Raw genomic sequence first — 25443 nt, 5'->3', positions numbered from 1 at the left:
CGGAGCCGGGAAAATTTTCCCCTTCTTGTAAAAAGGGGCGGGGCTTTGGTATAATCCTGACTGTGAGTCCCGGTGGGCCGCTCCGGGACGCGTTCCCTCCGGGAGAACGACTCTGTTAGGAACAGGAGAATGTTATGATCGTCTATTTTACCGGCACCGGCAACAGCCGGTACTGCGCCGCATTTCTGGGAGAACAGCTGGGGGACTCCTGTCTGGATGTGCTGCCCCTTCTGCAGAGCGGAGCGGCGGCGGACCTGCGCAGTGAGCGTCCGTGGGTATTCGTGACGCCGACCTATGCCTGGCGTCTGCCGCGGCTGGTGCGGGACCTGATCCGCGGCGGACGCTTTTCCGGCAGCAGGGACGCCTATTTCGTCATGACCTGCGGCGAGGATATCGGAAATGCTGCCGCATGGAATCGCAGGCTCTGTGAGGAGGCGGGCCTGCGGTACAGGGGGACGCTGCCGGTGGTGATGCCGGAGAACTATATCGCCCTGTTCACCGCGCCGGGGGCGGAGGAGGCAAAGGCCATCCTCGCAGAGGCCCGCCCGGTCCTGCGGCAGGCGGCGGACTGGATCCGGGCGGGTGCGGACTTCTCGGCAGGGAACACGGGCGGCCTGGACCGGCTGAAGTCAGGGCCGGTAAACAGCCTGTTTTACAGATTTTATGTGCGGACCGGGCCCTTTACGGTCTCCGACGCCTGCGTGTCCTGCGGGAAATGCCAGCGGCTCTGCCCGCTGGGAAACATCCGCATCCAGGAGGGGCGGCCGGTCTGGGGGGACCGCTGCACCCACTGCATGGCCTGTATCTGCGGCTGCCCGGCCGGGGCCATCGAATACGGCCGGATCAGCCGCGGCAAGCCCCGGTATCAGTGCCCGGAATGACCGTTTCTGCACCGGCAGGCCCTGCTTTTCCACGGAAAAGCAGGGCTTTCTCTCAGCGGTGGAGCGGGCTGCGGGGAACATCTGCCGGGGCGGAGACCTGCAAGATTTTCTCAAGAATTGCACAGGATATTCCATTTACTTCCGAGCCGGCCCTGTGATACCATGACCCTGACATTTTGGAAAAACAAGGAGGCTCCTATGGACCGGGAGATCGGCATTGGGATTGTGGGCTGCGGCAGCATTGCCCGATGGAAATACGCGGAAAATCTGGCAGTCCTGCCCGGCGCATCTCTCCGGGCCTTTTTCGGCGGCCGGGCGGAGGAGCTGCGGAAGGCATGGGGGGCTCCGGGCGCCGTGACCTGCGGGTCCCTGGAAGAGCTGCTGGGGCGGAGCGACGTGGACGCCGTGTGCATCTGCACGCCCAATGACAGCCACGCTGCCATCACACTGGCGGCGCTCCGGGCGGGAAAGCACGTGCTGTGCGAGAAACCCATGGCCGTGGATGCCGCCTCCGCCGAAGAGATGGTGCGGACGGCAGAGGAGTCCGGCGTTTTCCTGACGGTGGGGCATCAGGCCCGCTTTTACCCTTCGGCCCAGGCGCTGCATGGGGAACTGCGGGCCGGGCGGTTCGGGGCGCTGTACTTCGCCAGAGCCAGTATGGTGCGGCGGATGGGGATCCCCACCTGGGGACGTTTTTTCGACCCCGTGGTGCAGGGGGGCGGCTGCCTGATGGACCTGGGGACCCATGCTCTGGACCTGGCCATGTGGCTGCTGGACGACTTTGAGCCGGCTTACTGCAGCGCAGGGACCTTCCGCGGACCGGGAGACATGCCGACGGCGGCCAACCGCTGGGGACCGTGGGATCCGGCGGCACTGAAGGTGGAGACCTCTGCCTTCGGCCAGGTGGTGATGAAGAGCGGCGCGGTGCTGAGCATCGACACCAGCTGGGCGCTTCACGTGCCGGAGGACCGGGAGGACGCCATCACCCTGTGCGGCACGGCAGCGGGGGCGGAGTGGGCCCCCGGCGGCTATACCGTCAGCGAAGCACTGCCGGACCGCCTGGTCACCACCAGCTGCCGGCTGCCGGAGGAGGAGCAGACCGCCAACCGGGCCCAGCTGGCGGACTTCCTCGACGCTGTCCGGCAGGGGAGGGCGCCTCTGGTGACGGCCCGGCAGTCTCTGGCCGTCGTCCGCGTTCTGGAAGGGCTGTACCGCTCCGCGCGGGAGCGGAGGCCCGTGGAATTTTAAGGAGGTTTGATGATTATGCACGAGGAGAAGATCGCACTTGTCAGACAGCAGATCGCCGCGGTCCGGGCCGCGGCGGAGAAGCGGAAGATCCGGGACATCTATGTGGCGGCCTGCGGCGGGTCCCTGGCCACCCTGTACCCGGTGAAGTACATCCTGGAGCGGGAGACGGACGCGGTCACTGTGTCCGCCGTCAACGCGGCGGAGTTTTACAACGATCCGCCCCGCCGGCTGGGGGAGCACGCCCTGGTGATCTTGAACTCTCAGAGCGGCACCACGGCGGAGACCGTGGCCGCCGCCCGGCTGGCCCGGGAGCGAGGCGCCCTCACAGCCGCCTTTACCACGGCCCCCGGCTCCGTCATGGAGCAGACCGTGGACTGCCCCATCTACTACTATGACGACCCGGTGAATCCCTATCCGCTGCTCCTGTCCATCTTCCCGGAGGTCTATCAGCTGACGTATGCTCTGCTGGACCTGCTGAATGGAACGGACCGCCTGCCGGTCATGGAGACGGCCATGGAGGAGCTGGAGACGGTCTGCAAGCGGGCGGTGGCCCAGTTCGCGCCCCAGGCACGGGAATTTGCCCAGAAGCACCGGACGGAGCCGGGGATCTACACCGTCTCCGCCGGGCTGGACCGGTGCATCGCCTACATCCTCACCAACTGCTCCTTTATGGAGTCCGTGTGGCGCCACTCCTCCCCCCTCAACGCCGGAGAGCTGTTCCACGGTGCCTGCGAGGCCGTCGGCCGGGAGACGCCGGTGGTGGCCTTCCTGGGCCTGGGCGCTTACCGGCCTGTGGAGGAGCGTGCGGTGAAGTTCCTCCAGCGGATCACCGACAAGCTGACGGTGCTGGACGCCGCGGCACTGGATCTTACCGGCATCCCGGAGGAGCTGCGCGATGTGACAGCGCCCCTGGTGCTCCATGCGGTGGCGTCGGACTTCTGCCTGCAGCTGTCCTATCTCACCGGACATCCCATGAGCTCCCGCCGCTATATGGGCGTGATGAAATACTGAGCGGGGCGGAGCGATGAAACTGCTGAGTCTGGGCGACAATGTGTTTGACGCCTATCTGTTCCGAAAGGAGCTGTATCCGGGCGGCAATGCGGCCAATGTGTCCGTGCTGGCCCGCCGGGCCGGGGCGGAGGCCACCGGCTATCTGGGCGTGGCGGCGGATGATCCGGCGGGATGCCATTTCCGCTCCGCGCTGGAGGCGGAGCAGGTGGATCTCAGCCGCCTTCGGGTGGGGGCGGGGAGGACCGCCTGTAATTTCATCACCCTGGATGAGAACGGGGACCGGACCTTCTCCGGCAACAACGGGAGGGAGACGGTCCAGAATCTGTTCGCGCTGCAGCTTACGCCTGCGGACTTTCAGTATGCCGCCGGATTTGATGTGATCCACACCAGCATCCACAGCGGCACGGCCTGCGCCGTGCTGGGAGGGCTGGCCCGGCGGACGGACCTGTCCATGGATTTTTCCAACGACGGGTTCACCCATGTGAACGTGGCGGAGCTGGCGCCCATTCTGCAATTCGCATTCTTCTCCGCCGGCGGCCGCTCTCTGGAAGAGGTGCGGGCCTTTGCGGAGTATGCCGCCGGCTGCGGCATCCCTCAGGTGGTCTTCACCATGGGCATCCGGGGCGCCTGCGGCGTCTCCGGCGGGAGCTTCTGGCAGGCGCCGGCCTATCCGGTCCAGGCGGTGGACGCCCTGGGGGCGGGGGACGCCTTCATCGCGGCCTTCCTGACGGACTTCTATGAAAACGGGGGCAGCGCCCCCGCGGCGGCGGACCGGGCGGCCCATTTTGCAGCGGACTGCTGTCTCCACTACGGGGCCTTCGGCCATCCGCTGCCGCTGGAACAGGGCGGCGCCCTGCTGGAGGTCTGAACCATTGCCGGGATGCAGAAAGCCCCTCCCCCTTCTCGCTGGAAGGGGGAGGGGCTTTCAGACCGTACCGGTGACCCGGGTGCCTACGGCTCAGCGCGCAGGCACCTGTCCGCCGGCGGACGAGGGGCAGGCGATCTCCACCATGGCCTCGATCATGTGGTGGAGCAGCTGGGCCTGCTCCGTTTCCGCCGCTTTGTAGTAGACTTCCTTGCCCTCCCGGCGGCTGACGATCAGCCGGGCGGCCTTCAGCTGCTTCAGGTGGTGGGACACCGCCGGGGAGCTCATGTCCACCATGGAGGACAGGTTAATGACACACTCTTCACAGTGGCACAGCAGCCAGAAGATGCGGATGCGGCTGCCGTCCCCCAGCTGCTTGAAGATATCCGCCGCAGTCTGGAAGTCCTCCGCACTGGGCATATGGTCCAGCTCCCGCTCCATGGACTGGCCATGGTCGTGGGGCAGTTTTCTCTCGTCCATCGGGCGTCGCCTCCTTCTGGAGAAGTATTCTACCACACCCGGCGCCGTTGGGGAAGAGTCAAAATTCCGCAGGGCCTTGCCGGGGCATGGGAGATATGGTAGGATGGAGGCAGCAGGCGCCCCGGAGGAGGGTAAAAGCGGCAAACCGAACGTTTGGGAGGAGATACCATGCTGGAAAAGATCCCATCCCCGGCGGCCATGACGGAACTGCTGGGGGCGTCCCTGTTTGAAGTCTGGCAGCAGCTCTGCGCGGCCATCGATGAAAAATACGACATGGAGCAGACGTGGAATCCCGGCGGAAAGAATTGGATTTACGAGTATAAGTACCGGAGGGGCGGTAAGACCCTCTGCTGCCTATACGCCAAGCAGAATTGCGTTGGGCTTCTGGTGATCTTCGGGAAAGAGGAACGGGCGAAATTCGAGGCCATCCGAGAGACTCTTTCTGGTCCGGTCTGCCAGCAGTATGACGCAGCCAAAACCTACCACGACGGGAAATGGGTCATGCTGGAGCCGACGAGTTCTGCTGTGTTTGAGGATTATATGAAGCTGCTGGCCATCAAGCGGCGGCCGAATCGGAAATAAGATAAAAAGGAGCGGGAGACGCAGGGGCCGACCTGTGCGTCCGCCCGTCCACCATCCCCATGCCGTTTCCCCCGGGCGGCAGATCGCCGCCCCTGCGGCGGGGAATGGGGCTGTTCCGTCATCGATAAACGGGCTGACATACAGGTCGGCCCCTGCGCCGCATTCCGCAGAAATCCCGAATTCCTCATTCCCAATTCCTAACTCCTAATTCCGCTCCACACGTTCCAAAAATTCTCCCCTTTCCCTCTTGACATCCTCCCCGCCCGGGTGTATGCTGTGCTTACAATTAAATAATTACTTAATTATTTTTCTGAGTATCATTTGAAAGGAGTCCTCCCCATGAAAAAGACCTATAAGATCGACGTGGACTGCGCAAACTGTGCCAACAAGATGGAAGAGGCCGCCCGGAAGACCCCCGGCGTGACCGCTGCCACTGTAAACTTCATGGCCCTGAAAATGATCGTGGAGTTCGAGGAGGGCCAGGACCCCAAGGCCGTTATGGAGCAGGTGCGGAAGAACTGCAAAAAGGTGGAGGACGACTGCGAGATCTTCCTGTGAGCTGCCTCGTCTCCAAAAGCCGCCCCAAGAGCTGCCGCTTGCGGGGCGATTTTTCCCGACAATGATTAAACGATTATTGAATCGAAAGGACGATCTCCATGCAAGAGGTGTTTGAAAGCGGTCTTTTGATCGTGGTGGCGGGCCTGGCCGCTGTTCTCCAGCTCATCGGCACCCGGCCCGGCAGCGGCATGACGAAGAAGCAGAAGACCATGCTGTGGCGCATCCTGGCCGCCGCCCTGTTGCTGCTGGCGCTCCAAGCCGCGGGCCCGGCGCTGTTTGACGGCCTGGGCCCCGCCGGCCGGTGGGTGCGGCTGGCCTGCTATCTGGCGGACTACGCCGTCATCGGCCACGACATCCTGAAAAAGGCGGTCAAGGGCATCCGCAACGGCCAGGTCTTTGACGAGAACTTCCTGATGGCCGTGGCCACCCTGGGGGCCCTGGCCCTGGCGGTGTACGAGAACGGGGATTACCTGGAGGCCATCGCCGTCATGCTGTTTTACCAGGTGGGCGAGTGGTTCCAGAGCTACGCCGTGGGCAGGAGCCGCCGAAACATCAGCGACCTCATGGACATCCGGCCGGACTACGCCAACATCGAACAGGACGGGAAGCTGGAGCAGGTGGACCCGGACGAGGTGGCCATCGGCACCGTCATCGTGGTCCAGCCCGGCGAGAAGGTGCCCATCGACGGCACCGTGGTGGAGGGCGCCTCCACCCTGAACACCGCCGCCCTCACCGGTGAGTCCCTGCCCCGGGAGGTGAAGGCCGGGGACGAGATCATCAGCGGCTGCATCAACATGACCGGCCTGCTGAAGATCCAGACCACCAAGGAGTTCGGGGAGTCCACCGTGTCCAAGATCCTGGACCTGGTGGAGAACGCCTCCTCCCGCAAGTCCCGGTCCGAGGACTTCATCTCCCGATTCGCCAGGATCTATACCCCCGCCGTCTGCTATGCCGCCCTGGCCCTGGCCATCCTGCCGCCCCTGGTGCGGATATTCGGCCTGGGGCTGGACGCCGGGTGGGAGACCTGGGTCTACCGGGCCCTGACCTTCCTGGTGGCCAGCTGTCCCTGCGCCCTGGTCATCTCCATCCCCCTGAGCTTTTTCGCCGGCATCGGCGGCGCCAGCAACGTCGGCGTGCTGGTGAAGGGCTCCAATTACCTGGAGACGCTGTCCCAGGCCAAGATCGTGGTGTTCGACAAGACCGGCACCCTGACCCAGGGCGTGTTCGAGGTCAACGGCATCCACCACAGTCAGCTGGAGAATGAAAAGCTGGTGGAGTACGCCGCCCTGGCGGAGTCCGCCTCCAGCCACCCCATCAGCAAGAGCCTCCAGCGGGCCTACGGCAGGGAGATCGACCGCAGCCGGGTGTCTGACATCCAGGAGATCAGCGGCAACGGCGTCACCGCCGTGGTGGACGGCCACGCCGTGGCCGCCGGCAACGACAAGCTGATGGACCGGCTGGGCATCCCGTATATCCCCTGCCGCAGTGTGGGCACCATCATCCACATGGCCATCGACGGCCGGTATGCCGGGCATATCGTCATCTCCGACGTGGTGAAGCCCAACGCCAGGGCAGCTATCCAGGCGCTGAAGGCTGCCGGCGTCCGCAGGACCGTCATGCTCACCGGTGATGCCTCCAGGGTGGCGGATCATGTGGCGGCGGAGCTGGGCATCGACCAGGTGTGCAGCCAGCTGCTCCCCGCCGGCAAGGTGGAGAAGGTGGAGGAGCTGCTGCGGAGCAAGGGGCAGAAAGAAAAGCTGGCCTTCGTGGGGGACGGCATCAACGACGCACCGGTGCTCTCCCGGGCGGACATCGGCATCGCCATGGGGGCCATGGGCTCCGACGCCGCCATTGAGGCCGCCGACGTGGTGCTGATGGACGACGATCCGATGAAGATCGCCAAGGCCATCAAAATCTCCCGGAAGTGCCTGGGCATCGTGTACCAGAACATTGTGTTCGCCATCGGCATCAAGCTGGCCTGCCTGCTGCTGGTGGCCCTGGGCCTGGCCAATATGTGGCTGGCGGTGTTCGCCGACGTGGGGGTCATGATCCTGGCGGTGCTGAACGCCATCCGGGCCCTGTTCGTGAAAAATCTGTGACTTCTGTGACTGGGGAGGGGGCACGGCAGATGCTGCCGTGCCCTCTCCAATCATGAAAAAAGCTCCTGGAAGCCGCTGTTCAGAAACAGGGCCTGAAAGCTTTCCAGCGGGGCGTGCACACCGTTCAAAAAGTCGATGAATGTCTCCAGCTGCAGCTGCTCCGCCCGAAAGGGCGCCACGGTCAGCCACTGGCCGGTCACGGGATCCACGGCGGCAATGCAGTATTTGCCGCTGTCCTCCTCTTTCCACATTTGATAGGTCACCGGCTTGTGCAGATAGTTGGCCAGCTGCCAGATCAGCTCCCGGGGCATGGGCTTCTGCTCCTTTGCAAGCCGGTGCTCAAATACCTCCTCCAGGAAGTTCCGGTCACCGGACTCCCAGATCTCGATCCCGGCACGGGACAGCGCCTTGGGGACGGCGGTCGGACCGCTGCCCGTGCGGTCCATGACGGCTGAGACGAGCTTGTGCATGGGCAGACGCCTGGGCAGGTTCTCATAGGCCACATCCACTGCTTGCCGCAGGACTTCGTAACAGCCCTCGCAGTCCGCGCCGCTTACTTTTTTGATCAGTTCTTCAGATCGTGACATGGGAATACCTCCCTTCACCTGATTTGTGCTCCGGGGCGTCCGTTTTGAGTGGCTGCGGGCCAGCCGTCTGACCGCAGCACTGTGGGACGAGCTGTGCAGGCCGCTCTGCTGCCCGCACCTGACCGCCCATGCCTCTTCAGGACCATCATAGTCCATTTTTCAACATTTGTCTGCGGTTTTGACATATTATGACCGTTTCCTGACTGATTTTGACAGAGGGGCGCCGATGTCCCGCAGCGGGAGAAAAAATGCGGACGCAGCGGTCCCCTGGGGGAGATCATGTGGTATAATGGGATAAAACACACGTCCGGCGCATGCCGGGCGAAAAAGCTGAGGTGCTGATATGGGAGAAAAGGCTGGCGCGCCCCGGGAGATCCAGGTCCGGGGGGCACGGGTGCATAATTTAAAAAATGTGACGGTCAGCGTGCCGCTGAACCGGATCGTGGGCATTGCGGGAGTCTCCGGCTCCGGAAAATCATCGCTGGCGCTGGGGGTCCTGTATGCAGAGGGCTCCCGGCGGTATCTGGAGGCGCTGTCCACCTATACGAGAAGGCGCATGACCCAGGCCGCCAGGGCAGATGTGGACGAGGTGCTGTACGTCCCGGCGGCGCTGGCCCTCCACCAGCGGCCCGGCGTGCCCGGCATCCGCAGCACGTTCGGCACTGGGACGGAGCTGCTCAACAGCCTGCGGCTGATGTTCTCCCGCCTGGCCAGCCACCGTTGCCCCAACGGGCATTCTGCGCCGCCCTCTCTGGCGGTGGCGGCGGGGCAGGAGCTGGTGTGCCCGGTGTGCGGGGCCCGCTTTTACGCCCCCGGCGCCGAGGAGCTGGCCTTCAACAGCCAGGGGGCCTGCCGCACCTGCGGCGGCACCGGCGTGGTGCGGGCAGTGGACCGGTCCACCCTGGTGCCGGATGACTCCCTGACCATCGATCAGGGGGCGGTGGCGCCCTGGAACAGCCTCATGTGGGCGCTGATGACCGATGTGTGCCGGGCCATGGGCGTCCGGACGGACGTGCCCTTCCGGGACCTGACGGATCGGGAGAAGGAGATCGTCTACGACGGCCCGGCTGTGAAGAAGCACATCCTGTACCACGCAAAGAACTCCAACGATGTGGCGGAGCTGGACTTCACCTATTACAGCGCCGTCCGCACGGTGGAAAACGCCCTTGCCAAGGTGAAGGACGAGAAGGGCATGAAGCGGGTGGAGAAATTCCTGAAGGAGGACATCTGCCCGGACTGCGGCGGCACCCGCCTGTCCGAGGCCGCCCGGGCGCCCCGGCTGCGGGGGATCGGCCTGGACGAGGCCTGCCGGATGACGCTGGCGGAGCTGACGAAGTGGGTGGACGGCGTGCCGGCATCCCTGCCGGAGGAGATGCGGCCCATGGCGGCCAGCATCTGTCAGTCCTTCCAGGCCGTGGCCCGCCGGCTGATGGACCTGGGACTGGGATACCTGACTCTGGACCGGTCCGCCGCCACCCTCTCCACCGGGGAGCGGCAGCGGATGCAGCTGGCCCGGGCGGTGCGGAATCGCACCACCGGCGTGCTGTACGTGCTGGACGAGCCCTCCATCGGTCTGCACCCATCCAACATCACGGGCCTGACGGCGGTGATGGATGACCTGGTGGCGGACGGAAACTCTGTGCTGCTGGTGGACCACGACACCCAGATCCTGTCCCATGCGGACTGGATCATCGAGATGGGGCCGGAGGCCGGCGCCCGGGGCGGCCAGGTGGTGGCCCAGGGCACGGTGCGGCAGCTGGAGGAGGACCCCGCCTCCCGGATCGGGCCCTTCCTGTCCGCCAGAGCCAGGCCGCAGACTCGCCGGCAGCTCCCGCCGGAGGAGCTTTTCGCCGAGGGGCGCATTCGTTTGGCGACGGATGCCATCCACACGGTGAAGCCTTTGGAGGTGGACCTGCCCAAGGGGCGGCTGACGGTGGTGACCGGGGTCTCCGGCTCCGGCAAGACCACCCTGATCCTGGAGAGCCTGGTGCCGGGGCTGGAGGCCCTCACCGCCGGAAGGCCCATGCCGCCCCACGTCCGCCAGGTGACGGCCGACGGCATCGAGCGGGTGAAGCTCATCGACGCCACACCCATCGGCATCAACATCCGGTCCACTGTGGCCACTTACGCGGGCGTCCACGATGAGCTGCGGAAGATCTACGCGCGGAGCCCGGAGGCCAGGGCCCTGGGGTATAAGGCGGGGGACTTCTCCTACAACACGGGGAAGCTCCGCTGCCCCACCTGCGACGGCACGGGGGCCATCAGCCTGGACGTGCAGTTCCTGCCGGATGTGGACATCCCCTGCCCGGACTGCAGGGGGTCCCGGTACAGCAAGGACGCCGGGCGGGCGCGGGTGGTGACCCGGTCCGGGGCGGCCTTCACCCTGCCGGAGCTGATGGCCATGGATATCCACACGGCCCTGGACGCCTGCGCCGACTGGAAGGTGGTCCGCCAGCGGCTCCAGATATTGGAGGACCTGGGACTGGGCTACCTGACCCTGGGGGAGGACACCCCAAGCCTCTCCGGCGGGGAGGCCCAGCGGCTGAAGCTGGCCAGTGAGATGGGCCGGGGGCAGGGGGACACCGTGTTCGTCTTTGACGAGCCCACCATCGGCCTTCACCCGCTGGATGTACAGACGCTGCTGGGGGTGTTCCGGACGCTTATCGACAGCGGCGCCACTGTGGTGGTGATCGAGCACGATCTGGACGTGATCCGCAGCGCCGACTTTCTCCTCGACATGGGTCCCGGCGGCGGGGAAGAGGGGGGCAGGATCGTGGCGCTGGGCACACCGGAGCAGGTGGCCCAAAATCCCGACAGCGTCACGGGGCGATATCTGCGGTAGCGGCGGCCTCCGGCCGGTGATATGGGACAAAAAACAGCCAGCGCCGTTTGGGTGCTGGCTGTTTGTATTTCCTGTGCGGTCAGACCACAGAGGTGACAGGGGGGAGGGGCGGGAGCGGATCCTGCTCCAGGTGCTCGGTGGTCAACATGCTTTCCATCAGATCCAGATACTGGTCCCGGGTCAGCACGGCCTCAAAGCTGTCGATGATGGCCTGTGCCCGGTCCGCAGTGCCCTTCAGCAGCTTGTAGGCGATCAGGGCGAAGATCTTGGCGGGCACCACATAGGCGTCGTAAGGGTCGTCCTCTTCCACATCTGCGCTGTGGAGGTGTCCCCGGAACCCGCCGGTGTTGAACTGCAGCAGGGGCATCAGGCAGCTGACGTCGCCGTAGTCCCCGGAACTGGTGGAGTGGAACTCCGGACCGGTCCAGGTCACCGGTGTGTCGCCGCAGACCAGCTCCAGCGCCTCCTGCACCACGGTGGCATCCTTCACCGGCACGATGGGAAGGTTGCCGGGCAGGGTGGTGATGGTCAGGCCGCAGCCGGTGGCCACGGCGCCGGCCCGCATGGACCGGTCCACCTTCCGGGCGGCATCCAGATAGGCGGCGATGGTCCTGCCCCGAACGGAGTACTCCAGCCGCACGTCGTCGGCGATGATGTTGGCTGCGCCGCCGCCCTTGGTCAGGCAGCCGTGGACCCGGATCGTATCCCGGTCCCGGAAGCTCTCCCGCTGGACATCCACGGCGTGCATGGCGATATTGGCGGCGCTCATGGCGTCGATGCCGTCCTGAGGTGCTCCGGCGGCGTGGGCGGAGCGGCCCTCGAACCGGACCAGCTTGGTGACGAAGCCGTTGCAGGAGCGGTTGGCCACCAGATACTTCTTTTCACAGCTGGAGTGGTGGCCCACCACGATGTCCACATCGTCCAGGGCCCCGATCCGCAGCAGCTCGCACTTGCCGCAGCCGTAGCGGATCAGGCCCTGCTCCCGCATCTCGTTGCGTTTTTCGATCTCCACATATTCTTCCGCCGGCACGCCGAAGAACACCACATTGCCGTGGAGGGCGGCGGCAATCTCCGGATCAGCCAGGGCCAGGGCGGCGCCCATCACACCGGCGGTCTGGGCGTGATGGCCGCAGCAGTGGGCGGCGCCGGTCTCCGGATTGGCGTAGGCGTGGTTGGGGATGGGCAGTCCGTCGAACTCCCCCATCAGGCAGATGGTGGGGCCGTGGCTGTCCGCTTTCAGATAGCTCTTCACGCCGGTGACGGCAAGTCCCTCCTCTGTCCGCAGGCCCAGGCGCTTCATCGCCTCCGCGAATTTTCCGGCGGTGCGATGCTCCTGAAAGCCCAGCTCGGCGTGGGTCCAGAGGTCCTGCGCAAAGGCGATGATCTCATCCTTGTGCGCATCGATCCGCGCACAGATCTTCTGTTCGATTTGGTCCATTTTGGATCTGGACTCCTTTCTGCGGCAGGAGCCGCCCTTTATTTTTTCCGGCGGAAGGCCAGCCAGAAATACAGCGCGATCAGCCCGATCAGCAGCAGCCAGAGGCCCCAGTCCATCAGACTGTTCCGGCCGGTCAGGGGGATGGAAATGCCGTCCATGGGCAGGTTCACTCCTTCCGGACCGCCCGTGCCCGGGAGCCGGCGTCGGCCGGCGGACACGGGGGGATCTTGAAAATTTTGCAAGTTTAAAAAATTTTCCTGCAAAAGAGGAGAAATTTTTTTTGCGTCAAAAGAAAAATCTGTCAAATTCCATTACATGAAAAACAGATTACTATTGATCGGTTGGAACGATATCCAGGACCAGGTAATCCCGCAGGCGCCGGACGAATTCCCGGGCCTCCGGAGAGAGGACCTGGCTCTCCCGGGTCAGCCAGCCGATCTCAGAGCGGATGGCGCAGTCCCGCAGGGGGATGAACCGCCACTCACGATTCCGGGTATCCACCCGGGAGCGGCCGTTGAAGGGGAATTTCCGGGAGTTGAGGACATACCCGGGCGTGGAATCCAGCAGCTCGTACATGGCGGCCCGGGAATCCGTCACGTACCGAACACCGCCTGCGGGCAGATGCAGTTTGGAGAGGATGTCCGCATAGGGGCCGAAATCCAGGCTTTCGTGCATGATCTGGGGATAACCCGCCAGCTCTTCCGGAGAGATGTCCTCTCCTGCCGACTCATACAGAGGGCTGCGCCGGCTGACGTCCACGCCCACCTGCAGCTCGGCCACCGGATGATAGATGAGCTTGGCTCCGGCAAAGGACTCCAGATTCCGCTCCCGATAGCAGTTCCAAAGCCGCACCACGCCCAGATCCGCCATGCCGTTGGCGATCACGTCCGACACATTGCCGCCGTAGTCCTCCTGCAGGGAGATCCGCAGGCCGCTGGCCTGATGGCTCTGCCCTATGGCCGCAACGATGTCGCTGATATAGTAGAACCCGTTGCTGATGATGCTCAGAGAGGGTGTGTTGCCGCCGGCGGAGGAGCTGCGCATGGCATACAGCTGGGTCAGCTGCTGGTGGATCGGCGTGATATAGGCGATGAACAGCTTGCCGAAGGCCGTCAGCGTCATCCCGTGGGAGCTGCGGTTGAAGATCTTCCGGCCGAACTCCTGCTCCACGCTCATGATGGCGTTGGAGAGGGCGGACTGGGAGATGAACAGATTCCGCGCGGCCTGATTCACAGAGCCGGTCTGCGCAACCTCAATCATATACTTGATCTGATTGTTTGTCATGGGCTGACCTCCCAAAATACGATATATAAATCAGATAGCAGCAATCCAAAATGTATATTATCATATCATCGGAAAAAATGCTACTATTATTCTAAATATTTTTCCTGCCCGGGACGGGCCCGAAAAATCAGGGGGAGACGATGGGCGTTCCACAGTTTTGCATCGCCCTGCGCTCCCCGATTCATTTTTATCGTGCGCAGGGTTTTCGCCGGGGCGGATGATACCGGCGGAGGCCAGCCATAAAAACTGAAGTAAAGAGAGGTCCTGAGAATGAAGAAGTTTTTGTCCCTCAAGCGTGCTGCGGCCCTGTGCCTGGCCGTGTGCATGATCGCCGGGCTGCTGGCTGGCTGCGGCGGCGGCAGCAGTGACACCTCTGACGGCGGCGCGGCTGCAGAAGTGGACACCAGCACCCTGACGGTCGCCCTCACCAGCGAACCGGATTACCTGTCCACCTGCGACCACGACTCCCTGATGGGCGTGCAGATGAACCTGCTGACCTACAACGGCCTGATGCGGATCGACATGGAGACCCTGGAGCCCGTGTGCGACCTGGCGGAGAGCTACACCCAGGACAGCGACACCGAGTGGACCTTCACCCTGAAGCAGGGCGTCAAGTTCCACAACGGCGATGACTTCACCGCCGACGATGTGGTGGCCAGCATCGAATACGCGCAGACCTTCCCCGCCAGCACCACCTACACCGGCGCCATCGCCTCTGTGGAGGCGGTGGATCCCTACACGGTGAAGATCACCACCGCGTCTCCCACTCCCAATCTGCTGTACGATCTGGCCTATCACTACAACTTCATCCTGCCCAAGAGCCTGATCGAATCCGGCAACGACTTCAGCGCCAACCCTGTGGGCACCGGCCCTTACAAGCTGGCGGAGTGGAACAAGGGCAACACCATCACCTTCGAGGCCTTCGATGAGTACTTTGATGAGGCCCGCAAGGCTTCCATCCCCACTCTGGAGTTTGCCATTATCCCCGAGGGCTCTACCCGCACCATGTCCCTGGAGTCCGGCGAGGTGGACTTCGTCTACTCCGTGGCCTCCTCCGACATCGAGCGGCTGCAGAGCACCGAGAGCATCTCCGTCACCGACGTGGTGAGCGTGGAGAACTTCTTCCTGTATCTCAACTGCGTGACCACGGACTTTGCCGATGAGAACCTGCGCAAGGCCATCGCCTACGGCATCAACCGGGAGGACATCGTGGCAGGCGCCCTGAACGGCTTCGGCACCCCCAGCTACTCCTGCGTCTCCATGGGCTATGCCGAATCCACGGATGAGAACGCCTACACCTATGATCCCGAGCTGGCCCAGCAGTATCTGGACGCCTGGGGCGGCGATCCCTCCACGGTCTCCCTGGACATCATCTGCAGCAATGACACCAAGACCGCCATCGCCACCATCATCCAGGCGGAGCTGGCAGAGCTGGGCATCACGGTCAACATCGAGGAGACCGACGACGCCACCTATCAGGCGGCCATGCGGACCACGGACCTGACCTCCGCCATCGTCTCCTGGTCTCCCGCCAACGCCATGACCTATGTCCAGCGGTTCCACTCCGACCGGCGCAACCAGACCCCCGCCTGCCTGACGGATGAGACCATGGACGCCATGGTGGAGGAGATGAACGTCACCATGGACGACGCGGCCCGTTCCGAGATGATCACGGACATCATTGCCTATGCCAATGAGATCTGCCCCTTCGTGCCCATCTATCAGGTGAACTACTACCGCGCCTATAACAGTGCCCTGCAGAACGTGGTGTGCAGCGCCACCGGCTATGTGGACTTCTGCACCATGTCCTGGAGCTGAGCCCCGGATTCTGGAATTTCTGAAAGTCCCGGCCCCTCTGCGGGGCCGGGGCTGTTCGTAGTCACCTCTCCAAGAAAGGAGCGTACCCCCTATGGCGCGATACATCGCAAAGCGCATCCTCTACATGATCCCGGTGCTTCTGGGCGTGACGCTGCTGGTGTTTTTCATCATGCATCTGGCACCCGGCAATGTGGCCGGCATGATCCTGGGCGAAAACGCCACCCCGGAGCAGATCGCCGCCCTGGAGCACGAGATGGGGCTGGACAGGCCCTTGCTGGTCCAGTACTTCGACTATCTGGTGGGCTTGCTCCACGGTGATCTGGGCACGTCCTACACCACCGGCGACTCTGTCACCAACGAGATCATGGCCCGGTTCCCCTATACTGTCCAGCTGACGCTGGTGGCCGCTGTGGTGTCCATCCTGCTGGCCCTGCCCCTGGGCATCCTGGCCGCGGTGAAGCAGAACACCTGGGTGGACAACGTCAGCATGGTGGTCTCTCTGATCGGCGTGTCCATGCCCATCTTCTGGCTGGCTGTAATGCTGATTCTGCTCTTTTCCCTGAAGCTGAATCTGTTCCCCGTATATGGCGCGGACTCCTGGAAGAGCATCGTACTGCCCGCCATTTCCCTGGGCTTTATGAACATGGCCTCCATCGCCCGGACCACCCGCTCTTCCATGGTGGAGACCATCCGGCAGGACTATATCCGGACGGCCTATGCCAAGGGCCTGTCCCGGAAGACTATCATCATGCGCCACGCATTCCGAAACGGCATGCTGCCAACCATCACCGTCATCGGCCTGGAGATTGGCCAGATGCTGGGCGGCTCTGTGCTGACGGAAACCGTGTTCGCCTGGCCCGGCGTGGGACGGCTGATGATCCAGTCCGTGGAGGGGCGGGATACCCCCATGGTCATGGGCTGCATCATTCTGATGACGATCTGCTTCTCGTTCGTCAACCTGATCGTGGACCTGCTGTACGGTGCGGTGGACCCCCGTGTCCGCACCATGTACCGCTGAAAGGAGGGAGCCAACTATGAACAGCAGTGCAAGACCTGCCACATCTGAAGAACTGGACTTCCTCTCTGTCCAGAAAAACAGCCAATTCCGGGAGACGTTCCTCCGCCTGTGCCAGAACAAGGCCGCTGTGGCGGGCATGATCTTCCTGGTCTTTCTGATCCTGCTGGCCGTTTTCGCGGATTTGCTGTTTGACTACCAGACCACCTGCGTGGACCTGAATATCGCCGAGCGGCTCCAGTGGCCCTCTGCCGAGCACTGGTTCGGCACGGACCAGTTTGGCCGGGACCTGCTGGCCCGTGTGGTCCACGGCAGCCGGGTATCCCTGTCCATCGGCTTCATCGCCGTGGCCTTCGGCCTGGTGGTGGGCGGCATCCTGGGCGCCATCGCGGGTTTCTTCGGCGGCGCCGTCGACAATGTGATCATGCGCCTGTGCGACGTATTCCTGGCGGTGCCCATGATGCTGATGGCCATCGTCATCGTGGCCGCCCTGGGCGCCAGCATGGTCAATCTTGTAATCGCCCTGGCCATCTCCTGCGTGCCGACCTTTGCCCGGATCGTCCGCAGCGCCGTGCTCAGCGTCCGGGACATGGAGTATGTGGAGGCGGCCCGGGCCATCGGCGTCAAGACCGGGCGGACCATCTTCCGCTACATCCTGCCCAACTGCATGGGGCCCATCATCGTCCAGACCACCCTGCGCATCGCCGCCACCATCTCCAACACCGCCGCCCTGAGTTTCCTGGGCCTGGGCGTGAAGGAGCCCCAGCCGGAGTGGGGCGCGCTGCTCTCCAGCGGCCGGGACTTCATCCGGGACAGCGGATACCTGGCCACCATCCCCGGCGTGTGCATCATGCTGACCATCCTGGCGCTGAATCTGCTGGGCGACGGCCTGCGGGACGCGCTGGATCCCCGGCTGAAATAAGGAGGTGCCGCAATGAATCTGAATGAGACCCCTTACGCGCTGGAGATCGAGGACCTGTCTGTGGAGTTCCGTACCCGGGACCGGACGGTCTACGCCGTCAACGGCCTGGACCTGAAGATCCGGAAGGGTGAGACCCTGGGGCTGGTGGGTGAGACCGGCGCGGGCAAGACCACCACCGGGCTTGCCATCCTGAATCTGATCCAGTCCCCGCCCGGCGTGGTGACCCACGGCAGTATCTCCGTCAACGGCAGCTGCGTGCTGCGGATCGCCGAGCCGGAGGCAGAGACGCCTGAGGAGGCGCCTGTTCCGGCGGAGAATGCCGGCACCGTGAAGCTGCAGAAGGAGACGCCGGCGGAGAAGGAGCCGGAGAAGCCCGCCAAGGCCATACGCCGGAAGGACCAGAAGCCCCAGATCGCAGAGGCCATGACCGAAAAGGAACTGCAGGCCATGCGGGGCAAGACGGTGTCCATGATCTTCCAGGACCCCATGACGTCCCTGAATCCCGTGCTGAAGGTGGAGCGCCAGATCTCCGAGGTCATCGAGAAGCATGAGAAGCTCTCCCGCAGCGAGGCGCTGGACAAGGCCCGGCAGATGCTGGAGCTGGTGGGCATCCCCGGCGAGCGGGGAAAGGAATATCCCCACCAGTTCTCCGGCGGCATGAAGCAGCGGGTGGTCATCGCCATGGCGCTGGCCTGCAACCCGGACCTGCTGATCGCCGACGAGCCCACCACCGCCCTGGATGTGACCATCCAGGCCCAGGTGCTGGACATGATGAAGAAGCTGCGGGAGCAGAACGGCACTTCCATGCTGATGATCACCCATGACCTGGGCATCGTGGCAGAGGTGTGCGACTGCGTGTCCGTGATCTACGCCGGCCGGGTGGTGGAACACGGGACACTGGAGGATGTGTTTGACCATACCCTGCACCCCTATACGAAGGGTCTGTTCAACTCCCTGCCCAACATGAAGGACCGGAAGGCCCGGCTGCAGCCCATCCCCGGCCTGATGCCGGATCCCAGCCGGCTGCCGGAGGGCTGTGCCTTTGCCGACCGCTGCCGCTATGCCACCGACCGCTGCTTCCATGAGCGGCCGGAGGTGCTCCACCGGACGGAGGAGCACACGGTGGCCTGCCACCTGTACACCCCGGAAAACATCCAGAAGGGAGGCGTCCTGGATCATGAGTGAACCGCTGCTCCGCGTTGAGCATCTGAAGAAGTATTTTAAGAGCGCCCGGGGCATGGTCCACGCTGTGGACGATGTCAGCTTCACCCTGGAGGCCGGCAAGACCCTGGGCGTGGTGGGCGAGTCCGGCTGCGGCAAGTCCACCCTGGGCCGGACCATCATCCGCCTGCAGGAGCCCACCTCCGGCAGTGTGTTTTTTGACGGGAAGGACGTCAGCAAGCTGAATCGCCAGGGACTGTGGGAACAGCGCCGCCAGATGCAGATGATCTTCCAGGACCCCTTTTCCTCCCTGAACCCCCGGATGACCATCAGCCAGGCCATTGAGGAGCCCCTGGCCCTCTACAAGATCTGCCCGGACCGGACCAGCCGCCAGAAGCGGGTGGCGGAGCTGATGGACACCGTGGGCCTGGCCCGCCGGCTGTACAACACCTATCCCCACGAGCTGGACGGCGGCCGCCGCCAGCGGATCGGCATCGCCCGGGCCCTGGCGCTGAATCCCAGGTTCATCGTGTGCGACGAGCCGGTCAGCGCCCTGGACGTCTCCATCCAGGCGCAGATCCTGAACCTGATGCAGGACCTGCAGAAGGAGTTCCACCTGACGTACATGTTCATCACCCACGACCTGAGCGTGGTGTATCACATCTCGGATGAGATCATGGTGATGTACCTGGGGCAGGTGATCGAGAAGGCCCCGGCAGAGAAGCTGTTTGCCAATCCGGTCCATCCCTACACCCAGGCGCTGCTCTCCGCCATCCCGGTGCCCAGCCTCCACGACCGGAGGGAGCGGGTGCTGATGACCGGGGAGCTGACCTCGCCCATCGATCCGCCGGCGGAATGCCGATTTTCCAACCGCTGCCGCTTTGCGACGGACCACTGCCGGGAGGCGGAGCCCCAGCTGCTGGAAGTGGAGCCGGGGCACTTCGTGTCCTGTTTCCTGTGTGAAAGATAACGAAAAGAGGCATCGTACACATGTACACCTATGAGGACATCAAACTTCAGAACCAGCAGGACGCCTTCTCGGCCATGTATCTGTGCATCGCCAGGAGCGTCACGGACCTGTGCGGCCGCCGGGTGGGGGAGCGGATCCTGCGGGAGGCCTGCCGCCGGGCCGGCCGGGCCAGCGGTCTGCAGCAGCGGGAGCACCTGCGCCAGGCCGGTGTCAAGACCAACCTCCACACCCTGTACCACTGCGGCCGGGACTTTGTGGAGGATCCCCGGGTCCGGGGCCAGGAGATCTTTGATGAGGAAGACCGCCAGATCTGGGAGATCTACACCTGCCCGCTGGCGGACTACTGGAACCGCCGGGACGGCGGGAAGCTGGGCAGCTTTTACTGTGAGGAATACCAGTACGCCCGGCTGCTGGCCTATACGGAGAATGTGGGGCAGCTGAATCTGTCCAAGGAGCTCACCTGCCCCCGGGACAACTTCTGCCGGTTCTCCCTGTTCTTCCGGGAGGCCAACATGAGCCGGGAACGGGCCAAAGAGGCCTTCGCCCACTGCGATCCCGGCTATGAGGCCCCCAAGGATCCGCCGGCGGATGTCTCCTTCGGCGAGGGGATCCGGGACATGACCATCTCCATTTACGCCAATATCCTGGAAACGGCCCGGGAGATCTGCGGCCGCGAGGGCGTCTGCGCCGTGGCGGAGGGGCTGAAGCGGTGGACGGCAGAGGCCCTTGCGGCCATGCGGGTCCAGGCGGACCACACCCTTTGCCCGCTGGACGCCGGGTTTGTGGAGAAGAATTTCCCCCTGCCCCTGGACGGAGCGGATCCGGCATGGAACGGCTATGAGGACGAGGCACGGGATCTGATGCGGCGGCTGGTGCTGGAGCCCATTGCCGCCGAGCTGGCTTGAGGAAGGAGGAAGACTGTCATGTATTCTTATGAAGAGCAGTGTGTCATGGACCTGTCTGACAATTACACCCTCCTCTACTCCTTCCTGGGCAGAGAGGTGCTGGACGCCTTCGGCGTGGAGGGCGAGCGGGCCTTCCGGGAGGGCACCCGCCGCTACGGCCGGGACCGGGGCCAGTGCTCCCGGGAAAAGCACCAGGCCCTGGGCGTGAAGATCAATATGAAGAGCCTCTTCTCCGTGGGCGGCGACCTGCCGCCGGACCCCCGGTTCCACCGGGAGCTCCAGGAGCTGAATCCGGAGGAGCGGGTGTCCCACACCCTGGTGTGCCCCATGGCGGACATCTGGAAGGCCTATGGGGAGCGGGCGATCGGCCGCATGTACTGCGAAGAGTTCCATCCCGCCTGCTACAACCACTACGCCTTTGACTACGGCCACACCAACCTGGCCAAGACGCTGACCCAGGAGAAGGACGAGTACTGCGCCTTCAATGTGGTGCTGCGGGCAGAAAATCTGCCGGAGGAGCTGAAGCCCCTCTGCTTTGCCGAATACGACCCGGGCTATGTGGAGCCGAAGGTGGAGGTGCCCAAGGCCAACGGCAAGCGGGGCTTCGAGACTTTGAGCATCAAGCTGTACTACTATCTGCTGGAGGCTGTGCAGGAGTCTTTTGGGGAGGAGGGCACGGCCGCCATTGCCCGGGGGCTGGAGAAGATGGCCCTGGACGGGGCCCAGCGTGCCAGAAACACCGCCAAGGCGTATGATCGGCCCTTTGACGAGCAGGTGGTCTATGACACCTACCCCCTGACTCTGGATCCCTCCAAGACGGATCTGTGGGAGGGCTATCGGGCCCACGGCGCCGTGGAGCTGTTTGAGCGCTGCTTCGTGCCGGTGGTCCGGACAGAGCTGGCAAAGGGGTGAGATGCCTGTGAGACCCGTCATCGGAATGATCACGGCCCCGAATCCCAAGCTGCTCCATGGCCGCCATCTCATCAACACCTCCTATGTCCGGGCGGTCATTGCCGCCGGCGGGACGCCGCTGCTGATCCCTTCCGACGGGGACGACGGACTGGCGGCAGAGTATCTGCCGCTGCTCCACGGCCTGCTGGTGCCCGGCGGAGAGGACGTGACCCCCGCCCTGTACGGGGAGGATCCCCTGCGCCAGGTCACCTTCATGAATGAGGAAAAAGACCGGATGGAGCTGGCGCTGATCCGCGGGGCAGTGGACCGGGGGATGCCGGTTTTCGGCATCTGCCGGGGCATCCAGCTGCTGAACGTGTGCTTCGGCGGGACGCTGTACCAGGACCTGCCGGCCCAGTATCCCGGCGTCCTGGGCCATGCCCAGGACATGGCCATCCGGGGCCAGCTGACCCACCGGGTGACCCTGGAGCCCGACTCTCTGCTGGAGAAGCTGCTGGGCGGGGAGCCCCTGTCTGTCAACAGCTATCACCACCAGGCTGTCCGCACGCCGGCCCCCGGCTTCACCGTCACTGCCAGAGCGGCGGACGGCGTCATTGAGGGCGTGGAGGACCCGGAGCGGAATCTCTATGCCGTCCAGTGGCACCCGGAGGATCTGGTGGAGAGCCATCCCCGCTTCCGGCCCCTGTTCCGCCATCTGGTGGAGCGGGCGGAGCAGTATGCGGGGCGCTGAAAGGAGCACATCATGGAAGAACTGATCTATCGGGACCGGCGGGGCACCAACAGCAACAAGTGGAACCACCTGACCGGCCGCTTCACCCGGGAGGGACTGCTGGGCCTCTGGGTGGCGGATATGGACTTCGCCGCTCCCGCCTGCGTGCGGGAGGCTTTGCGCCGGAAGGTGGACTTCGGCGTCTTTGGCTATGACACGGCGCCGGATTCCTATTACGAGGCGTTCATCCGCTGGGAGAAGACGTACCACGGCTATGCGGTCCAGCGGGACTGGCTGCGGTATTCCCCCGGCGTGGTGGCGGCCTTCAACTGGTTCGTCCAGCTGTTCACGCAGCCCGGAGACGGGGTGCTGGTCCAGACGCCGGTGTACTATCCGTTCCTGTCCGCCGCCACAGACAACGGCTGCCGGCTGATCTGCAGTGAGCTGGTGAACTCAGACGGGGTCTACACCATAGATTTTGCGGATTTCGAGCGGAAGCTGGCGGAAGAGCGGGTGAAGGTGTTTCTGCTCTGCTCTCCGCACAACCCGGTGGGCCGGGTGTGGCGCCGGGAGGAGCTGGAGCGCATGCTGTCCCTGTGCCGGCAGTACGGCGTCCGGGTGATCGCCGACGAGATCCACCATGACTTCACGTATGGTGAGCCCAGCCATATCCCCACTGCCACGGTGGGGGATCATGACGACATGCTGGTGACGCTGACCGCCCCCAGCAAGACGTTCAATCTGGCGGGGCTGAAGACCTCCGTCATCATTATCCCGGACCCGGAGCTCCGCAAGTCCTGGGATGCCTATACCGGAAAGCTGCATACCGACAGCGGCAACAGCTTCGGCGTCACCGCCGCCGAGGCGGCCTACACCGGCGGCCGCCCCTGGCTGGACCAGGTGCTGCGGACGGTGCGGGGGAACTACGAGATCCTTCGGACGGAGCTGCTGCCCCGGAAGCCGGATCTGCGCCTCTCTCCGCTGGAGGGGACGTATCTGGCGTGGCTGGATCTGGGGGCCTATGTGCGGCCGGACCAGATGGTGGACGTGGTGGAAGGGAAGTGCGGCCTGGCCGTGGATTACGGCTCCTGGTTCGGCGGCAATGCGGCCACCCACATCCGCGTCAATCTGGCCACCCGGCCGGAGAACATCCGACAGGCGGCTGACGCGCTGGCCGAACATCTGTGACAGCTGCGGGGAGGCAGCTGTGCCGCAAAATTTCACAGGCGGTCCTGCCGCTGTCCCGCTTCTGCGGGGCAGCGGCTTTTTATGGAGGAGCGGCACACAAAAATGCAAACGTTTGATATTTGTGGCTGGAAAAACAGACGGATATGTAAAAACAAATTTATGAAATATATACAATAATTAGCTGATGAATTTTTATGATATTGACATTCGGAGCGGAAAGGGCCATAATTTATTTTGAACTCTGGATGAATTTTTCTCGATTTGCAGAAAACGTTTGCGTTATGGGAGGGGAATATCACCATGGAGCTGGAGGGCTCATTTGTGATACTGGCCGGTCTGGTTTTTGTATTCACCTATGTAAACGGCTTTCACGACGGATGCAATGTGGTGGCTACGCTCATCGCCAGCCGCGCCATGAAGCCCAAGATGGCCCTGGCCTGGGCTGCGGTGGTGGAGCTGCTGTCGCCCTTCCTGATCCTGGTGCTGGGGGCCAGCGTGTCTGATACCATCCAGAATCTGGTGGGGGAGACATATTACACCGGGGACGGAGCGGAGGAGACGGCACTGGCCTTTATCACCGGCGGCATTCTGGCGGCGATCCTGTGGAATCTCATCACCTGGAAATTCGGGATCCCGGCCTCGTCCTCCCACTCCCTCATCGGCGGCGTGGTGGGTGCCGGGCTGGCGGCCTTTGGCACCGGCGCCATCGCCTGGCACTATTTCTGGGGGAGAGTGGTCCTGATGATCTTCCTGACGCCGGCGGTGAGTTTCTGCCTGGGCTTCTGCATCCTGAAGCTGCTGCTGCGGCTGACGCGCTGCGCCGGTGTGGGCGTCAACAAATTCTTTACATACGCCCAGTGGGTCAATATGACCTTCCTGGCGTTCAATCACTCGTTCAATGACTCCCAGAAATCCATCGGCATCCTTCTGATCCTGCTGGGCATCTATGGCGGGCAGACCCGGGAGATCCCGCTGTGGGCGATCTCCTGCGCGGCTGTGTGCCTGGCCTGTGGCATTGCCTTCGGCGGATTCAAGATCATCAAGACGGTGGGGACCGGGATCTACAAGGTCCAGCCCATCCACTCCTTCGCTTCCCAGCTGACGGCAGGATCTGTGATTTTGGGAGCGTCGCTGCTGGGGGCGCCGGTCTCCGCCAGCCAGATCGTATCCTCTTCCATCATGGGCGTGGGAGCGGCGGAGCGGTACAAGGCGGTGCACTGGATCGTAGCCAGGCGGATCCTGCTCTCCTGGTTCATCACCATCCCGGTGGCGGGCACACTGGGGGCACTGCTGTTCGTTCTGCTTTCGCAGGTGTTCTGATTTGGACAAAGGAGGATCTCGATATGCACAAGAGGGAAAGTCTCAACTTTTACAGTCTGCTGATCCGGCAGATGACAGTGATCCAGGAGGCGGTGGACGCACTCTGCCAATACTGCCGGGAGCCCACCCAGGAGCGGGGAGACTATGTCAAGACCAAAGAGAAGGAGGCGGACGCCGTCCGGCGGGAACTGGTGGAGGACATCAACCGCACCTTCATCACTCCCATCGACCGGGAGGACCTGTTCCGGCTGTCTTCCTCCGTAGATGACCTGGCCGATTATGCCTGGACCACAGTCAAAGACCTGCGCATCTATGAGATCCAGCCGGACGAACACCTGACGCAGATGGCGGGAACGCTGCTGCAGATGGCGGACGGCCTGCTGATCTGCATGGAGAATCTGGAGAAGAACCAGGCCCGGGTCTATGAGGAGGCCACCCGGGTCAAGAAGCTGGAGAATACGCTGAATGTTCAGTTCCACCGGTCCATCGCAGAGCTTTTCGCCTCCGACGATCTCAAGCGCATCCTGAAGTACCGGGAGATTTACAGCCATATGAACCACGCCTCGGACAAGGGGGACGCCAGCGCCGATATCCTGCTGGACATCATCGTGAAGTTCTGAGGAGATGAACAGGCCGCAAAAAAGCACC

The 25443-nt window shown here is 63.6% G+C and carries 24 protein-coding genes; 19 read left to right on the top strand and 5 right to left on the bottom strand.

Features of this window, described 5'->3' with window-relative positions; genetic code table 11:
• Positions 1-134 precede the first annotated feature (134 nt).
• The 4 genes from H9X91_RS05725 (at position 135) to H9X91_RS05710 (ending at position 4008) form a co-directional block, all read left to right on the top strand.
• On the top strand, positions 135-881 hold the full coding sequence (locus tag H9X91_RS05725; RefSeq protein WP_204803447.1) for an EFR1 family ferrodoxin: 747 nt from the start codon (positions 135-137) through the stop codon (positions 879-881).
• 198 nt (positions 882-1079) lie between these two features.
• Positions 1080-2129, top strand: coding sequence for a Gfo/Idh/MocA family protein (locus H9X91_RS05720; protein WP_204803445.1), 1050 nt, complete (start codon positions 1080-1082; stop codon positions 2127-2129).
• Between the two features lie 15 nt (positions 2130-2144).
• On the top strand, positions 2145-3140 hold the full coding sequence (locus H9X91_RS05715; protein WP_204803443.1) for an SIS domain-containing protein: 996 nt from the start codon (positions 2145-2147) through the stop codon (positions 3138-3140).
• A 13-nt stretch (positions 3141-3153) separates the two neighbouring features.
• Complete coding sequence (locus H9X91_RS05710) at positions 3154-4008, top strand: PfkB family carbohydrate kinase (RefSeq protein WP_204803441.1); 855 nt, start codon at positions 3154-3156, stop codon at positions 4006-4008.
• 90 nt (positions 4009-4098) lie between these two features.
• Here H9X91_RS05710 and H9X91_RS05705 read toward each other — a convergent pair whose 3' ends face one another.
• Positions 4099-4485 (bottom strand): ArsR/SmtB family transcription factor, encoded by a 387-nt coding sequence (locus H9X91_RS05705; protein ID WP_204803439.1) that lies wholly within the window; start codon positions 4483-4485, stop codon positions 4099-4101.
• Between the two features lie 168 nt (positions 4486-4653).
• Here H9X91_RS05705 and H9X91_RS05700 point away from each other — a divergent pair, with 168 nt between their 5' ends.
• The 3 genes from H9X91_RS05700 (at position 4654) to H9X91_RS05690 (ending at position 7724) form a co-directional block, all read left to right on the top strand.
• A complete protein-coding gene (locus H9X91_RS05700; RefSeq protein ID WP_204803436.1) occupies positions 4654-5067 on the top strand; it encodes a DUF3788 domain-containing protein in 414 nt (137 codons plus the stop codon).
• Between the two features lie 339 nt (positions 5068-5406).
• Positions 5407-5625, top strand: coding sequence for a cation transporter (locus tag H9X91_RS05695; protein WP_204803434.1), 219 nt, complete (start codon positions 5407-5409; stop codon positions 5623-5625).
• Between the two features lie 98 nt (positions 5626-5723).
• Complete coding sequence (locus H9X91_RS05690) at positions 5724-7724, top strand: heavy metal translocating P-type ATPase (protein WP_204803432.1); 2001 nt, start codon at positions 5724-5726, stop codon at positions 7722-7724.
• A 50-nt stretch (positions 7725-7774) separates the two neighbouring features.
• Here H9X91_RS05690 and H9X91_RS05685 read toward each other — a convergent pair whose 3' ends face one another.
• Entirely contained in the window at positions 7775-8311 is a 537-nt protein-coding gene (locus H9X91_RS05685) for a sporulation initiation factor Spo0A C-terminal domain-containing protein (RefSeq protein ID WP_204803430.1), read from the bottom strand.
• 343 nt (positions 8312-8654) lie between these two features.
• On the opposite strand from H9X91_RS05685, the gene H9X91_RS05680 reads away from it, so the two are divergent.
• On the top strand, positions 8655-11153 hold the full coding sequence (locus H9X91_RS05680; RefSeq protein WP_204803426.1) for an excinuclease ABC subunit UvrA: 2499 nt from the start codon (positions 8655-8657) through the stop codon (positions 11151-11153).
• A gap of 79 nt (positions 11154-11232) precedes the next feature.
• Here H9X91_RS05680 and H9X91_RS05675 read toward each other — a convergent pair whose 3' ends face one another.
• From H9X91_RS05675 to H9X91_RS05665, 3 genes are all read right to left on the bottom strand, one after another.
• On the bottom strand, positions 11233-12591 hold the full coding sequence (locus tag H9X91_RS05675; protein WP_204803424.1) for an amidohydrolase: 1359 nt from the start codon (positions 12589-12591) through the stop codon (positions 11233-11235).
• Positions 12592-12629: 38 nt separating this feature from the next.
• Positions 12630-12749, bottom strand: coding sequence for an LPXTG cell wall anchor domain-containing protein (locus tag H9X91_RS05670; RefSeq protein WP_204803422.1), 120 nt, complete (start codon positions 12747-12749; stop codon positions 12630-12632).
• Positions 12750-12921: 172 nt separating this feature from the next.
• Complete coding sequence (locus tag H9X91_RS05665) at positions 12922-13875, bottom strand: LysR family transcriptional regulator (RefSeq protein WP_204803419.1); 954 nt, start codon at positions 13873-13875, stop codon at positions 12922-12924.
• Between the two features lie 270 nt (positions 13876-14145).
• Between H9X91_RS05665 and H9X91_RS05660 the strand changes: the two genes are divergently transcribed.
• From H9X91_RS05660 to H9X91_RS05610, 11 genes are all read left to right on the top strand, one after another.
• The gene (locus H9X91_RS05660) at positions 14146-15693 is read left to right on the top strand and encodes an ABC transporter substrate-binding protein (RefSeq protein ID WP_204803417.1); all 1548 of its coding nucleotides are present in this window, start codon (positions 14146-14148) and stop codon (positions 15691-15693) included.
• Between the two features lie 91 nt (positions 15694-15784).
• Positions 15785-16711, top strand: a complete 927-nt coding sequence (locus H9X91_RS05655) for an ABC transporter permease (RefSeq protein WP_204803414.1) — start codon at positions 15785-15787, stop codon at positions 16709-16711.
• 16 nt (positions 16712-16727) lie between these two features.
• On the top strand, positions 16728-17630 hold the full coding sequence (locus tag H9X91_RS05650) for an ABC transporter permease (RefSeq protein WP_204803412.1): 903 nt from the start codon (positions 16728-16730) through the stop codon (positions 17628-17630).
• Positions 17631-17648: 18 nt separating this feature from the next.
• Positions 17649-18815 (top strand): ABC transporter ATP-binding protein, encoded by a 1167-nt coding sequence (locus H9X91_RS05645; RefSeq protein WP_476739238.1) that lies wholly within the window; start codon positions 17649-17651, stop codon positions 18813-18815.
• Complete coding sequence (locus tag H9X91_RS05640) at positions 18808-19761, top strand: ABC transporter ATP-binding protein (RefSeq protein WP_204803408.1); 954 nt, start codon at positions 18808-18810, stop codon at positions 19759-19761. The genes H9X91_RS05645 and H9X91_RS05640 overlap by 8 nt, the downstream gene beginning before the upstream one ends.
• A 20-nt stretch (positions 19762-19781) precedes the next feature.
• Entirely contained in the window at positions 19782-20666 is an 885-nt protein-coding gene (locus tag H9X91_RS05635; protein WP_204803406.1) for an L-2-amino-thiazoline-4-carboxylic acid hydrolase, read from the top strand.
• A gap of 18 nt (positions 20667-20684) precedes the next feature.
• On the top strand, positions 20685-21578 hold the full coding sequence (locus H9X91_RS05630; protein ID WP_204803404.1) for an L-2-amino-thiazoline-4-carboxylic acid hydrolase: 894 nt from the start codon (positions 20685-20687) through the stop codon (positions 21576-21578).
• 7 nt (positions 21579-21585) lie between these two features.
• Positions 21586-22308 (top strand): gamma-glutamyl-gamma-aminobutyrate hydrolase family protein, encoded by a 723-nt coding sequence (locus tag H9X91_RS05625; protein ID WP_204803403.1) that lies wholly within the window; start codon positions 21586-21588, stop codon positions 22306-22308.
• A gap of 12 nt (positions 22309-22320) precedes the next feature.
• A complete protein-coding gene (locus H9X91_RS05620) occupies positions 22321-23475 on the top strand; it encodes a MalY/PatB family protein (RefSeq protein ID WP_204803402.1) in 1155 nt (384 codons plus the stop codon).
• Positions 23476-23796: 321 nt separating this feature from the next.
• Positions 23797-24795, top strand: a complete 999-nt coding sequence (locus tag H9X91_RS05615; RefSeq protein ID WP_204803401.1) for an inorganic phosphate transporter — start codon at positions 23797-23799, stop codon at positions 24793-24795.
• A 23-nt stretch (positions 24796-24818) separates the two neighbouring features.
• Positions 24819-25415, top strand: a complete 597-nt coding sequence (locus tag H9X91_RS05610; RefSeq protein ID WP_204803400.1) for a DUF47 domain-containing protein — start codon at positions 24819-24821, stop codon at positions 25413-25415.
• The last annotated feature ends 28 nt before the right edge of the window (positions 25416-25443 follow it).

The sequence above is a fragment of the Oscillibacter valericigenes genome (assembly GCF_016902445.1).
GTDB lineage: Bacteria > Bacillota > Clostridia > Oscillospirales > Oscillospiraceae > Oscillibacter > Oscillibacter avistercoris.
Note: the sequence above shows the minus strand (reverse complement) of the source record. Positions and strands in the feature narration are given on the sequence as shown.

What these genes read in the sequence shown, in the direction of transcription:
- H9X91_RS05725 (WP_204803447.1), top strand. Translation starts at nt 135, where the DNA reads ATGATCGTCTATTTTACCGGCACCGGCAACAGCCGGTACTGCGCCGCA.
- H9X91_RS05720 (WP_204803445.1), top strand. Translation starts at nt 1,080, where the DNA reads ATGGACCGGGAGATCGGCATTGGGATTGTGGGCTGCGGCAGCATTGCC.
- H9X91_RS05715 (WP_204803443.1), top strand. Translation starts at nt 2,145, where the DNA reads ATGCACGAGGAGAAGATCGCACTTGTCAGACAGCAGATCGCCGCGGTC.
- H9X91_RS05710 (WP_204803441.1), top strand. Translation starts at nt 3,154, where the DNA reads ATGAAACTGCTGAGTCTGGGCGACAATGTGTTTGACGCCTATCTGTTC.
- H9X91_RS05705 (WP_204803439.1), bottom strand. Translation starts at nt 4,485, where the DNA reads ATGGACGAGAGAAAACTGCCCCACGACCATGGCCAGTCCATGGAGCGG.
- H9X91_RS05700 (WP_204803436.1), top strand. Translation starts at nt 4,654, where the DNA reads ATGCTGGAAAAGATCCCATCCCCGGCGGCCATGACGGAACTGCTGGGG.
- H9X91_RS05695 (WP_204803434.1), top strand. Translation starts at nt 5,407, where the DNA reads ATGAAAAAGACCTATAAGATCGACGTGGACTGCGCAAACTGTGCCAAC.
- H9X91_RS05690 (WP_204803432.1), top strand. Translation starts at nt 5,724, where the DNA reads ATGCAAGAGGTGTTTGAAAGCGGTCTTTTGATCGTGGTGGCGGGCCTG.
- H9X91_RS05685 (WP_204803430.1), bottom strand. Translation starts at nt 8,311, where the DNA reads ATGTCACGATCTGAAGAACTGATCAAAAAAGTAAGCGGCGCGGACTGC.
- H9X91_RS05680 (WP_204803426.1), top strand. Translation starts at nt 8,655, where the DNA reads ATGGGAGAAAAGGCTGGCGCGCCCCGGGAGATCCAGGTCCGGGGGGCA.
- H9X91_RS05675 (WP_204803424.1), bottom strand. Translation starts at nt 12,591, where the DNA reads ATGGACCAAATCGAACAGAAGATCTGTGCGCGGATCGATGCGCACAAG.
- H9X91_RS05670 (WP_204803422.1), bottom strand. Translation starts at nt 12,749, where the DNA reads ATGGACGGCATTTCCATCCCCCTGACCGGCCGGAACAGTCTGATGGAC.
- H9X91_RS05665 (WP_204803419.1), bottom strand. Translation starts at nt 13,875, where the DNA reads ATGACAAACAATCAGATCAAGTATATGATTGAGGTTGCGCAGACCGGC.
- H9X91_RS05660 (WP_204803417.1), top strand. Translation starts at nt 14,146, where the DNA reads ATGAAGAAGTTTTTGTCCCTCAAGCGTGCTGCGGCCCTGTGCCTGGCC.
- H9X91_RS05655 (WP_204803414.1), top strand. Translation starts at nt 15,785, where the DNA reads ATGGCGCGATACATCGCAAAGCGCATCCTCTACATGATCCCGGTGCTT.
- H9X91_RS05650 (WP_204803412.1), top strand. Translation starts at nt 16,728, where the DNA reads ATGAACAGCAGTGCAAGACCTGCCACATCTGAAGAACTGGACTTCCTC.
- H9X91_RS05640 (WP_204803408.1), top strand. Translation starts at nt 18,808, where the DNA reads ATGAGTGAACCGCTGCTCCGCGTTGAGCATCTGAAGAAGTATTTTAAG.
- H9X91_RS05635 (WP_204803406.1), top strand. Translation starts at nt 19,782, where the DNA reads ATGTACACCTATGAGGACATCAAACTTCAGAACCAGCAGGACGCCTTC.
- H9X91_RS05630 (WP_204803404.1), top strand. Translation starts at nt 20,685, where the DNA reads ATGTATTCTTATGAAGAGCAGTGTGTCATGGACCTGTCTGACAATTAC.
- H9X91_RS05620 (WP_204803402.1), top strand. Translation starts at nt 22,321, where the DNA reads ATGGAAGAACTGATCTATCGGGACCGGCGGGGCACCAACAGCAACAAG.
- H9X91_RS05610 (WP_204803400.1), top strand. Translation starts at nt 24,819, where the DNA reads ATGCACAAGAGGGAAAGTCTCAACTTTTACAGTCTGCTGATCCGGCAG.